The organism is Achromobacter sp. Root83 (assembly GCF_001428845.1).
Classification (GTDB): Bacteria; Pseudomonadota; Gammaproteobacteria; order Burkholderiales; family Burkholderiaceae_B; genus Achromobacter.
The window spans coordinates 21,502-33,720 of record NZ_LMIU01000003.1 but is presented as its reverse complement, the minus strand read 5'-3'; the positions used below and the strand labels follow the sequence as shown (position 1 = coordinate 33,720).

Genomic DNA, 12,219 nt, shown 5'->3' with positions numbered 1-12,219 from the left:
TGTCTCTGCTCCTGGGATGGGGCCGCTTACGGCACGGCGCATGGTCGTGGGGCCTGTGGAACGGGCCCGCCTTGCGCCCGCCGTGGCCTTGATCGGTGAAAGCCTGGCCGCTCAGACGCGGTTCCAGTCGAACGTGGCCTGCTCGCCCTTGCCATACAGCTTGAGCGCGCCCTTGTCGCCCGCCGCGTTGGGGCGATTGAAGATCCAGTTCTGCCAGGCGGTCAGCCGGCCGAAGATGCGGGTCTCCATGGTTTCCTGGCCGCCGAAGCGCAGATTGGCCTCCAGGCCCGTCAGCGCGTCGGGCGACAGCGCGCGGCGCTCTTCCAGCACCATCCGCACCTCGTCGTCCCAATCGATGCTGTCCGGCGCGTAGGTCACCAGTCCCAGCGCCAGCGCGTCGGCTGCGGCAAGGGGCTGCCCGGCGCGCGCGCGCACCGCTTCCAGCGGCTCTGTCTCTTCATAGAAGCGGCGTTGCAGACGGCTTTGGCCGTTGACCAGCGGATAGGCGCCGAAATTGCGTTCGCCGACCACGATGCGCGCGGGCGCGGCGGCGTCCTCGTTGTCCAGCATGTAGCTGCGATCGGCCGCCAGCGCCAGTTCCAGCAGGGTGCCGACGAAGCACGAGCCCGGTTCGATCAGCGCGAACAGACTGCGCGACGTGACGTCCAGGCGCGCCAGCGTGCGGCGCAGCATGCCGGCGGTCTCGCGCACGAACCAATGGTCCGCATGCCGTTGCAACGCGGCGTCCGCCGCCAGCACCGCCTGCGGATCGCCCTCCGTCTTCAGGACCCAGGTGCCGATGTCGAGTTCGTTCGTGCGCATGGTCAGGATGGCGTCGTCCAGTTCGCGCGCCATCCGCAAGGGCCACCAGCCGGCGCCCGCCGCAAGAATGTCGTTCAACTCGGACTCGACCGGCCCCTGCGGCGCGCGCACGGTCCAGGTGGCCTGGCGCTTTTCGCGGTCAAGTTGAATATCCACATATTGGTAGGACAGGCGGTCGGCGGTTTCGGTGCGCGCCAGCGGGGTCAGGGCGACGCCCGGCTCGCCCGCGGGGCGGTCGCTGCCCTGCGCCAGCGCCAGCGCGCGTTCGCGCACCGCGGCCTCGAAGCGGGCGGGCTTGACCACGTCGTCCACCAGCCGCCAGTCCTTGGCCCGTTGGCCGCGCACCCCTTCGACCAGGGTGCAGAAGATGTCGGCGTGGTCGTGGCGCACGCGGCGCTTGTCGGTCACGCGGGTCAGCCCCCCCGTGCCCGGCAACACGCCCAGCAAGGGAACCTCGGGCAAGGCCACCGCCGACGACCGGTCGTCGATCAGTATGATCTCGTCGCAGGCCAGCGCCAGTTCGTAGCCGCCCCCCGCGCAGGCGCCATTCAGGGCGGCGATGAATTTCAGCCCGCCATGGCGGCTGGAGTCTTCGATGCCGTTGCGGGTTTCATTGGTGAACTTGCAGAAGTTGACCTTCCAGGCGTGGGTGGACAGCCCCAGCATGAAGATATTGGCGCCCGAACAGAAGATGCGGTCCTTCATGCTGGTCACGACCACGCTGCGCACTTCCGGGTGCTCGAAACGGATGCGCTGCAAGGCGTCTTGCAGTTCGATGTCCACGCCCAGGTCGTAGGAGTTCAGCTTCAGCTTGTAGCCGGGGCGCAAGCCGCCATCCTCGGCCACGTCCATGGCCAGCGTGGCGACCGGACCGTCGAACGACAGGCGCCAGTGGCGGTACTGGGCGGGCTCGGTCCTGAAATCGACCCGGCTGATGGTGCTGCTCATAGTGTGTCTCCTCTGACGCCCTGCTGTGACAGGAAAAATATTGCACCACATGAATTATTGTGCAGATTAATGCAGGCGAAATACCGCGTCAAGCAAGATATGCATAAAAGTGCAGGTCTACGCTTGCCCAGAGGGACACGCAAAAAAGCCGCCCTACGGGCGGCTTGCGGAGACGGCGGGAAAGCGGGTCTACAACGGCAGGCCGCAAGCCTTGCGCACCTGCGTGCGCAAGCCCGCGAAGCTTTCGGAGACTTCCAGGTTGCTGGTGACCCAGGTCAGGTCGGCCTTGGCGTAGAAGGCTTCGCGCCCGGCCAGGATGCGCTTGAGGTCGGCCATTGCTTCATTGTTGCCCGACATGGGCCGGAAGTCCCCCTGCGCCATGACGCGCCCCATGTGCTCTTCCGGCGTGGCGCGCAGCCAGACCGTATAGCAATGGGTCAATAGCAGGTTCAGGGTGGCCGGTTCCGACACCAGCCCGCCGGGCGTGGCCAGCACCATTTCCGGATAGATCTGCACGGCCTCTTCCAGCGCGCGCCGTTCGTAGCGGCGGTAGGCGTTGGGGCCGTAAAGGTTGTGGATTTCCAGGATGCCGCAGCCCGCCACGCGTTCGATCTCGCGGTTCAGCTCCACGAAGGGGTAGCCCAGGTCGTCGGCCAGCATCTGGCCCAGCGTGGATTTGCCCGCCCCGCGCAGGCCGATGAGCGCGACGCGCTGGGTGCGGTTGGGGCGTTGCGCGCCCGCCCCGACGCCGAAGAGCTGGCTCAACGCCTCGCGCGCGCGCTGCAGGTCGGATTCCGTGCGGCCGCTGAGCAATTCGCGGATCAGCAGCCAGTCGGGCGATTCGGTGGTCACGTCGCCGACAAGTTCGGCCAGGGCGCAGTTGAACGCGCGGGCGATCTGCAGCAGCACGAGAATCGAAGCGTTGCCCACGCCGTGTTCAAGATTGGCGAGATGGCGTTCCGACACGCCGGTCACCTGCGCCAGCCCCTTGCGCGTCATGCCCCGGATGGCGCGCAGGCGGCGCACGCGCTCGCCCAATGCCACCAGGAAGACTTCCCGCCGGGGTTCGGCTGGCGCCGCGTCTAGCGCTTGATTCATGTTTGGACTGACTCCGCAAATACCCTGATTACCGCTTTTTTATGCACTATAGTGCTTGACCCAAATCAAAGGAAGCACTATTTTTCCATCCAACGAGTTCAAAGCTGTTCAGGTGCAAAAAAACAGCAGTCGAATTCACTGACTTCTGAAGCGCCGACAGTGTAAAGGAGTAGCCCCGTGAGCACGCCAGACCAGTTCCATGCCCTGATGCGCGACGTGACGCGCCTGATGGCCGGCCAGCCACTGGACGGCGCGCTGCAAGCGCGGCTGAACCGCCAGGCCGGCCCCCAAAGCGCCCTGTTCCAGGACATCTTCGCCACCTGCAGGCAGGGTGTGGCGGACGGCTGGATGTGCGGCCGCGAAGGCGGCGGCATCCGGTATGGCCGCGTCATCAGGCCGGCGGCCGACCTGCAGGACTGTTCCGTCGACGTCGTCGACATGGACGATCTGGCCGGCCCCCACCACGCGCATCCCAATGGCGAGATCGACATGATCATGCCCCTGACCGAGGATGCCCGCTTCGACGGCCATGGCGCCGGCTGGCTGGTCTACGGCCCGGGCAGCAGCCATAGTCCCACCGTCACGCGGGGCCGCGCCCTGGTGCTGTATCTGCTGCCCGGCGGCGCCATCGAATTCACGCGCCCGGACAGCTAGCGCCCACGCCCGCCCCGCGTTGCCGTCAAAAAAACAAGCATCGGCAACGCATCGCCCGCCAGGACATCAGGAGACAACCGTGAATACCTGCCCCGCCGAACTGAACTTCGCCAGTCATCTGGCGGCACTGAACGCGCCCCGCGCGGCCAAACTTGCCTATATCGACGACACGCGCCAGATCACCTACGGGCAATTGGCGGAACGCGTGGCCCGCATGGCGGGCGCCTTGCGCGGGCTTGGCCTGCGCCGCGAAGAACGGATCCTGCTGCTGATGCAGGACACGGCCGATTGGCCCGTGGTGTTCCTGGGTGCGCTGCATGCCGGCGTGGTGCCGGTGGCCGTGAACACCCTGCTGACCGCGGACGACTACGCCTACATCATTGCGCACAGCCGCGTGCGCGCCGTCTTCGTGTCAGGCGCCCTGCTGCCCGCCGCGCAGTCGGCCCTGGCGCAAGCGCAGGCCGACATCGAACACCTGGTCGTGTCGCAACCCGGCGCCAGCCTGCCCGACGGGGCACACGAATTCGAGTCCCTGCTGGCCGGCTCTGCCCTTGCCCCCGCCGCGCGCACCCTGTCCGACGAGATCGCGTTCTGGCTGTATTCGTCCGGTTCCACCGGCAAGCCCAAGGGCGTGGTCCACACCCATGGCAACCTGTGGCACACGGCCGAGCTCTATGCCAAGCCCGTGCTGGGCATCCAGGAAAGCGACGTGGTGTTCTCCGCCGCGAAGCTGTTCTTCGCCTACGGCCTGGGCAACGGCCTGACCTTCCCGCTGGCGGTGGGCGCCACCGTGGTCCTGATGGCCGAACGCCCCACCCCGCAGGCCGTGTTCCAGCGGCTGACGCGGCATCGTCCCACCGTGTTCTATGGCGTGCCGACGCTGTACGCCAGCATGCTGGCCTCGCCCGACCTGCCGCCGCGGGACCAGGTGTCGATGCGCGTCTGCACGTCGGCCGGCGAAGCCTTGCCGCGCGACATCGGCGAACGCTTCACGCGCCATTTCGGCTGTGAAATCCTGGACGGCATCGGTTCGACCGAGATGCTGCATATCTTCATTTCCAACCAGTCCGGGCAACTGCGCTACGGCACCACCGGCAAGCCCGTGCCCGGCTACGAAGTGCAGCTTCGCGACGATAACGGCATGCCCGTCGGGCCGGGCGCCATCGGCGACCTCTACATCAAGGGTCCCAGCGCCGCGCTGATGTACTGGAACAACCGCGACAAGACGCGCCAGTGCTTTCTGGGCGACTGGCTCAAAAGCGGCGACAAGTACGTGTGCGACCAGGACGGCTACTACACCTACGCCGGCCGCAGCGACGACATGATCAAGGTCAGCGGCCAGTATGTCTCGCCGGTCGAGGTGGAGAACATCCTGATCCAGCACGAAGCCGTGCTGGAGGCCGCCGTGATCGGCGTGCCGGACCACGATGGCCTGGTCAAGACCAAGGCCTACGTGGTGCTGCGCGCGGGGTTCGAACCCGATGACCAGACCGGCGCGGACTTGCAGCGCTACGTGAAACAACATCTGGCGCCGTTCAAGTATCCCCGCCAGATCAATTTTCTGGATGAGCTGCCCAAGACCGCCACGGGCAAGATACAGCGCTTCCGTCTGCGCCAACTGGAAGAGACGGCGCTATGACCGCGACCGCCGTGGCCGACACCGTCTTTGCCGGCATCCATGCGCGCGGACGCGACATGCGGCTGGAATGCCAGTGGATCGAACCCGGCCGGCGCCAGGCACCGCTGCTGGTGTTCCTGCATGAAGGGTTGGGATCGGTGTCCATGTGGAAAGACTGGCCCCGGCGCGTATGCGACGCGGCAGCCTGCCGCGGACTGGTGTATTCCCGTTATGGGTACGGGCAGTCGACGGCGCGCCCGCCGCAGGAAAAATGGCCCGTGGATTTCATGCACCAAGAGGCGCGCGAGGTGCTGCCCGCGTTGTTCACCGCGCTGGGCATCGACCCCGCCAGGGACAAGCCGGTGCTATTCGGCCATAGCGACGGCGGCTCCATCGCGCTGCTCTACGCGGCGATGCATCCGGACGCGGTGGCCGGGATCGTGGTGGCCGCGCCCCATATCTTCGTCGAGGATGTCTCCGTGTCGAACATCGCGCTGGCGCGGCGCGCCTATCTGGAAGCGGACCTGCGCGCCAGGCTGAGCCGCCATCACCAGGACGCGGATTCGGCCTTCTGGGGCTGGAACGACATCTGGCTCACGCCGGAATTCCGCCGCTGGAACATCGAGGAATATCTGCCCCGCATCGCCTGCCCCGTGCTTGCCATCCAGGGCGTGGACGATGAATACGGCACGCTGGAGCAGGTGCGCGGCATCCGGCGGCGCGCGCCCCAAACCGAACTGCTGGAGATTCCGGACTGTGGCCATTCGCCGCACAAGGACCAATCCGCCACCGTTATCCAGGCCGTCGCCAACTTTGTCGGCGCGCAGGGCAAACCCGGCTGATCCAAGCCCATAACAAGTACGGAGACATACCATGAACCACGTCCTGACCCGGGCTGCGCTGGCCGCAGCCCTGACGCTCGCCGCCGGTGGCGCACAGGCCGCCGACAAGCTCAAAGTCGGTTTCATGCTGCCTTACAGCGGCACCTTCGCGGCGCTAGGCAACGCCATCGAGAATGGCTTCAAGCTGTATGTCGCCGAACAGGGCGGCAAGCTGGGCGGCCGCGAGATCGAATACTTCAAGGTGGACGACGAGTCCAATCCGGCCAAGGCCGCGGAAAACGCCAATCGCCTGATCAAGCGCGACCAGGTCGACGTGCTGATCGGCACGGTGCATTCGGGCGTGGCGATGGCGCTGGCCAAGGCCGCCAAGGATGCCGACACCACTCTGATCGTGACCAATGCGGGCGCCAACGCGATCACCGGTCCGCTGTGCGGACCCGGCATCTTCCGCACGTCGTTCACCAACTGGCAGCCCGCGTACGCGATGGGCCCGGTGGCGCGCGCCAAGGGCCATCAGACGGCCGTCACCATCACCTGGAAGTACGCGGCGGGCGACGAGGCCATCGGCGGCTTCAAGGAAGGCTTCGAGAAGGCCGGCGGCAAGGTCGTGCGCGAATTGAGCCTGCCGTTTCCCAATGTGGAATTCCAATCGCTGCTGACCGAGATCGCGGCGCTCAAGCCCGACATGGTCTTCACGTTCTTCGCCGGCGGCGGCGCGGTGAAGTTCGTGCAGGACTACCACGCGGCCGGGCTGGACAAGACGATACCGCTGTACGGCTCCGGCTTCCTGACCGACGGCACCCTGCAAGCCCAGGGCGCATCGGCGCAAGGCCTGCTGACCACGCTGCACTATGCCGACGGCCTGAACACCCCGCGCGACAACGCCTTCCGCGCCGATTACGCCAAGGCCTACAAGGCGCAGCCGGACGTGTACGCGGTGCAGGGCTACGACGCCGCGCAACTGATGCAGTCGGGCCTGACCGCCGTGAAGGGCGACTTCGCCAAGAAGGAAGACTTCCGCCGCGCGATGCGCGGCACCACGGTGGACAGCCCGCGCGGACCGTTCACGCTGTCCGCGGCGGGCAACCCGGTGCAGGACATCTACCTGCGCCAGGTGGACGGCCTGGAGAACAAGGTCGTCGAGGTCGCCGTGAAGAAGCTGGCCGACCCCGCCCGCGGCTGCAAGCTCTAGGCCCCGCCCCTAACCGCGTCCACCACGGGAGGCCCCATGGACATCGGCATCCTGCTCATCCAGAGCCTGAACGCTTTCCAGTATGGCTTGCTGCTGTTCCTGGTGGCCAGCGGACTCACGCTGATCTTCGGCATCATGGGCATCATCAATCTTGCCCACGGCAGTTTTTACATGATCGGCGCCTACATGGCGTTCGCGCTGGGCCCGCTGGTCGACCGGTGGCTGGGCGGCGGGTTCCTGATGACGCTGGCGGTCTGCGTGCTGGCGGCCGGCGTGCTGGGCTATCTGCTGGAAGCCGCGTTCTTCAGCTATCTGTACAAGCGCAACCACCTGCAGCAGGTGCTGATGACCTATGGCCTGATCCTGGTGTTCGAGGAACTGCGCAGCATCCTGGTGGGCAATGACGTGCATGGTGTGCCCTTGCCCGCCTGGCTGCAAGGCAGCATCCCGCTGGGCGGCATCATGACGTACCCCGTCTATCGGCTGTTCATCTCGGCGGTGGGCATCGCGGTCGCCCTGCTGCTGTACTGGGTCATCTCGCGCACGCGGCTGGGCATGATGCTGCGCGCTGGCGCCAGCAATCGCGAAATGATCGGCTCGCTCGGCATCGACATCAACAAGCTCTACCGGCTGGTGTTCGCGGCGGGCGTGGCGCTGGCGGCGCTGGCCGGCAGCATCGCGGCGCCCGTGTCGTCCGTGTACCCCGGCATGGGCAACGGCGTGCTCATCATCTGCTTCGTGGTGGTCGTGATCGGCGGCATCGGGTCGATCCGCGGCGCCTTTCTGGCCGCGATGCTGGTGGGATTTGCCGAAACCTTCGGCCAAGTGCTGTTTCCTTCCGCGGCGGGCGTGCTGGTGTACCTGCTGATGGCCTTCATTCTGCTTTGCAAGCCCGAAGGGCTGTTCAAACAGGGCTAGCGATGTTGAACCGATTCCTGCCCATCGTGGCGCTGCTGGCGCTGGCCGCCTTTTCCTGGAGCGGCAGCGACTACTACACCGGCCTTGCGGTCAAGATCATGATCTACGCGATCTTCGCGCTCAGCCTGCAGTTGCTGGTGGGCGGCGCGGGGATGGTCAGCCTGGGGCATGCCGCCTTCTTCGGCATCGGGGCGTATGTGGCGGCCTTGCTGTCGCCCGAGTCGGAAGCGGCCAGCCTGTGGTGGCTGCTGCCCGCGGCCCTGCTGGCCGCCGCCGCGTATGCCGCCGTGACCGGCGCGCTGGCGCTGCGCACGCGCGGCGTGTACTTCATCATGGTCACACTGGCGTTTTCGCAGATGGCCTATTACGTATTCCATGACACCAAGATAGGCGGCGGCAGCGACGGCATCTACCTGTACTTCCGGCCCGAGCTGTCCCTGGGCGGCTGGATGCCCTTCGACCTGGGCAACGCGTCCACGTTCTACTTCTTCGTGCTGGCCTGCCTGGCGCTGAGCTGGGGTTTCCTGGCGCTGCTGCGGCGCTCGCCATTCGGCGCGGCGCTCACCGGCATCCGCATCAACGAACAGCGCATGCGGGCGGCGGGCTATTCAACCTATCCCTACAAGCTTGCCGCCTACGTCGTCGGCGCCACGCTGGCCAGCCTGGCGGGATTTCTGTTCGCCCTGAAGGACGGCTTCGTCACGCCGGAGCTGCTGGCCTGGGAACAATCGGGCATGGTGCTGCTGATGGTGATCCTGGGCGGCATGGGCAGCCTGGGCGGCGCCGTGCTGGGCACCGTGGCGCTGGTGCTGCTGCAAGAGCTGTTCCAGTCGCAGGAATTGTTTGGCGACTATGCCCGCCACTGGCATCTGCCCCTGGGCATCGCCATCATCGCGCTGGTGGCGCTGTTGCCCAACGGGCTTGCCGGGCTGCCGGCCCAATGGCGCGCGCGCCGCGAGGCGCGAGCCGCGGCCACAAGAAACGATGCCAGCACGCCGGTCCGCAAGGATGGCGCGGGCACGCCGGCGCGGCTGCCCATTCAGGGGGAACCCCATGTCTGATCTCTTGCTGGCCGCCACCGCGGTCACCCGCCGCTTCGGCGGCCTGACCGCGGTCAACGGCGTGTCGCTGCAACTGCGCCGCGGACAGGTTCACGCCGTGATCGGCACCAATGGCGCGGGGAAATCCACGCTGATCAACATCCTGTCGGGCGAGCTTGCGCCCAGCAGCGGCCAGGTCATGCTGGACGGCCGCGACATCACCGCGTGGCGCCAGCCCGAGCGGGCCCGCGCCGGGCTGGGCCGCAGCTATCAGCGGTCCACCATCTTTCCCGAACTGAGCGTATTCGAAAACTGCCGCCTGGCCGCGCAGGCGGGCCGTCAGCGCTTCTGGCACTGGTGGCGCGACGCATCGGCCTGCCGCCGCAGCGCTGAACTGGCCGGCGACGCGCTGGACCGCACCGGTCTGGCGGGCGATGCCGCGCGCGCGGCGGGCCTGCTGCCGCACGGCCGCAAGCGCCAGCTTGAAATCGCCATGTGCCTGGCGGGCGAACCGCAGGTGCTGTTGCTCGACGAACCGCTCGCCGGCATGGGCGCGGAAGAAACGGACCGCATCCTGGACCTGCTGCAGTCGCTGAAGGCGGGCCACGCGATCCTGCTGGTCGAACACGACATGGACGCCGTCTTCCGCATCGCCGAAACCATCACCGTCATGGTCAACGGCGCCGCCATCGCCAGCGGCACGCCCGCGGACATCCGCGCGAATCCCGAGGTCCGCACGGCCTACCTGGGCGAAGACGAACCCGGAGGCCGCCAATGAGCGCGCTGATCGAAGCGGGCGGCCTGCACGTCTACTACGGCGCCAGCCATGTGCTGCGCGGCGTGGACATGCACATCGCGCCGGGTGAATCCGTGGGCCTGGTGGGCCGCAACGGCATGGGCAAGACCACGTTGATCCGCAGCCTGATGGGCCATGTGAAAAGCGCGCAGGGCAATGTGCGGGTGCGAGGCAGCGACTGCACGCACGCCCAGCCGCACGCCATCGCGCGGATGGGCGTGGCCTACGTGCCCGAGGGACGCGGCATCTTCCCCAACCTGAACGTGCGCGAAAACCTGCAGGTGGCCGCTCGCCCCGGCAAACGCGCCGGCCAGGACTGGACCTACTCGCGGGTGCTGGACACCTTCCCGCGCCTGCGCGAACGCCTGGCGCATGGCGGGCAGCAACTGTCCGGCGGCGAACAGCAGATGCTGGCCATCGGCCGTGCCCTGATGACCAATCCCGACCTGCTGATCCTGGACGAAGCCACCGAGGGCCTGGCGCCGCTGATCGTCGCGGAAATCTGGAAGATCATCCGCCAGATCCGCGCCACCGGCATGTCCACGCTGATCGTGGACCGCAACTACCGGGCGGTGCTGGAACACACCGACCGCTGCCTGGTCATGGAAAAGGGGCTGATCGTGCAGGACGGCGACAGCGCGTCGCTGGCCCGGCAACCCGAGCAACTGACGCGCTATCTGGGGGTGTAGGGCGGGCGGACGCCAATAGCAGCGCCGCGCGCCTTAGATAACCGCTTCGATCAGGAAGGGGCCGCGGCGCTTCAGGCCGTCGGCCAGGGCACGCGCGAAGCCTTCCACCGTATCCACGCTGACCGCTTCCACGCCCATGCCGCGGGCCAGGTGCGTCCAGTCCAGATAGGGCTCTTCCAGGTCCAGCATGCGGCGGGCGTTGCGGCCCGGTTCCTGCACGCCCACGTTCTTCATCTCGCCGTGCAGCGTGGCGTAGGAGCGGTTTGCCAGGATCACGGTCAGGCAGTTCAGATTCTCGCGCGCCTGCGTCCACAGCGCCTGCAAGGTGTACATGCCGCTGCCGTCGGCCTGCAGCGTGATGACCTTGCGGTCCGGGCAGGCCACGGCGGCGCCCGTCGCCATCGGCAGGCCGATGCCGATGGCGCCCCCCGTCAGCATGAGCCAGTCGTGCGGCGCGCTGCTGGCGCTGTAGATCGGGAATTCGCGGCCTTGCGTGATGGACTCATCGCACACGATGGCCTGTTCGGGCAAGGTGTGCGCGACCAGGATGTTCACGGCGGCGCCCGTCAGCTTGCCCGACTGGGGCACTTCGTAACTGGCGGCGGGCGCGGCCAGGCGCGGCGCGTCGGCGGCGATGCCCAGTTCGTCGGCCAGCCATTCCAGCGCGTGGGCCAGATCCTGTTCGGCAGTGCCCAACACCACCTGATTGCTGTCCGGCGGGGCCAGCAGGCTGGGTTTGCCGGGATAGGCGAAAAAGCCGACGGGCGACTTGGCGCCGGCCAGCACCAGGTGTTTCACGTCCTTCAGCTTGGCCACGGCCAGGTCGATCGGATACGGCAGGCGGTCGACCGGCGTGCGCGAGCCGCCGCGTTCGATGCGGCGGTTCGACGTTTCCGAGACCAGGCGCACGCCGGTAGCGCGCGCAATGCGGCCGGCGGCGTTCAGCGCGCGCTCGCGTAGCGCGGCGCCGCCCAGCATCAGTACGGTCGTTTCGCCGGAGCGGATGGCGGCAGCCGCTGCGCGCACGGCCTCTGCGGAGGTCTGGGCCAGGGCCGCGTCCTTGACCTGCACGGGCGCGGGGGAATTGTCCGGCAGTTCGGTCCAGGCGGTGTCGGCGGGAAGGATCAGGGTGGCGATATTGCCCGGCGCGCGGCGCGCCACGCCGATGGCTTCGGCGGCGTCCGCGGACAGGCCCGCCGCCGTCATGGTGCGCTTGACCCAGTGCGACATGGGCCGCGCCACGCCTTCGACGTCGCTGGTCAGCGGCGCGTCGTACTGGACATGATAGGTGGCGTGGTCGCCGACGATGTTGACCATCGGGGTGCGCGCGCGCTTGGCGTTGTGCAGGTTGGCCAGGCCGTTGCCCAGGCCCGGTCCCAGGTGCAGCAGGGTCGCCGCGGGTTTGTCGGCCATGCGCGCGTAGCCGTCGGCCGCGCCCGTCACCACGCCTTCGAACAGGCCCAGCACGCAGCGCATCTTCGGCTTGCGATCCAGTGCCGCGACAAAGTGCATTTCCGAGGTGCCGGGGTTTGCAAAGCAAACATCCACATCATTGGCAAGCAAGGTATCGCAAAGGCTGTCAGCGCCGTTCATCGTGTTTCC

Annotated in this window: 11 protein-coding genes; 8 read left to right on the top strand and 3 right to left on the bottom strand. The window is 67.3% G+C overall.

Annotated features, from left to right (window positions below; all coding sequences use genetic code 11):
* Positions 1-111 precede the first annotated feature (111 nt).
* Together boxC and ASE30_RS06380 are read right to left on the bottom strand one after the other, a co-directional pair.
* Positions 112-1,770, bottom strand: coding sequence for a 2,3-epoxybenzoyl-CoA dihydrolase (gene boxC / locus ASE30_RS06385; protein ID WP_057283467.1), 1,659 nt, complete (start codon positions 1,768-1,770; stop codon positions 112-114).
* 189 nt (positions 1,771-1,959) lie between these two features.
* Positions 1,960-2,868: a helix-turn-helix transcriptional regulator gene (locus ASE30_RS06380; protein ID WP_057283466.1), complete on the bottom strand. Its 909-nt coding sequence runs from the start codon at positions 2,866-2,868 to the stop codon at positions 1,960-1,962.
* 177 nt (positions 2,869-3,045) lie between these two features.
* On the opposite strand from ASE30_RS06380, the gene ASE30_RS06375 reads away from it, so the two are divergent.
* From ASE30_RS06375 to ASE30_RS06340, 8 genes are all read left to right on the top strand, one after another.
* A complete protein-coding gene (locus tag ASE30_RS06375; RefSeq protein WP_057283465.1) occupies positions 3,046-3,522 on the top strand; it encodes a DUF4863 family protein in 477 nt (158 codons plus the stop codon).
* A gap of 79 nt (positions 3,523-3,601) precedes the next feature.
* Positions 3,602-5,161, top strand: a complete 1,560-nt coding sequence (locus ASE30_RS06370; protein ID WP_057283464.1) for a benzoate-CoA ligase family protein — start codon at positions 3,602-3,604, stop codon at positions 5,159-5,161.
* The gene (locus ASE30_RS06365) at positions 5,158-5,982 is read left to right on the top strand and encodes an alpha/beta fold hydrolase (protein WP_057283463.1); all 825 of its coding nucleotides are present in this window, start codon (positions 5,158-5,160) and stop codon (positions 5,980-5,982) included. The genes ASE30_RS06370 and ASE30_RS06365 overlap by 4 nt, the downstream gene beginning before the upstream one ends.
* Before the next feature lie 31 nt (positions 5,983-6,013).
* Positions 6,014-7,174: an ABC transporter substrate-binding protein gene (locus ASE30_RS06360; protein ID WP_057283462.1), complete on the top strand. Its 1,161-nt coding sequence runs from the start codon at positions 6,014-6,016 to the stop codon at positions 7,172-7,174.
* 36 nt (positions 7,175-7,210) lie between these two features.
* Positions 7,211-8,092, top strand: coding sequence for a branched-chain amino acid ABC transporter permease (locus ASE30_RS06355; protein ID WP_057283461.1), 882 nt, complete (start codon positions 7,211-7,213; stop codon positions 8,090-8,092).
* Positions 8,093-8,094: 2 nt separating this feature from the next.
* Complete coding sequence (locus tag ASE30_RS06350; RefSeq protein ID WP_057283460.1) at positions 8,095-9,153, top strand: branched-chain amino acid ABC transporter permease; 1,059 nt, start codon at positions 8,095-8,097, stop codon at positions 9,151-9,153.
* Positions 9,146-9,910 carry an ABC transporter ATP-binding protein gene (locus tag ASE30_RS06345; protein ID WP_057283459.1) on the top strand — a complete coding sequence of 255 codons (765 nt, stop codon included), beginning with the start codon at positions 9,146-9,148 and terminating at the stop codon, positions 9,908-9,910. The genes ASE30_RS06350 and ASE30_RS06345 overlap by 8 nt, the downstream gene beginning before the upstream one ends.
* The gene (locus ASE30_RS06340) at positions 9,907-10,617 is read left to right on the top strand and encodes an ABC transporter ATP-binding protein (protein WP_057283458.1); all 711 of its coding nucleotides are present in this window, start codon (positions 9,907-9,909) and stop codon (positions 10,615-10,617) included. Before ASE30_RS06345 ends, ASE30_RS06340 begins: the two co-directional genes overlap by 4 nt.
* 33 nt (positions 10,618-10,650) lie before the next feature.
* On the opposite strand, the gene ASE30_RS06335 is transcribed toward ASE30_RS06340, so the two are convergent.
* Positions 10,651-12,210, bottom strand: coding sequence for an acetolactate synthase large subunit (locus ASE30_RS06335; protein WP_057283457.1), 1,560 nt, complete (start codon positions 12,208-12,210; stop codon positions 10,651-10,653).
* Between the last annotated feature and the right edge of the window lie 9 nt (positions 12,211-12,219).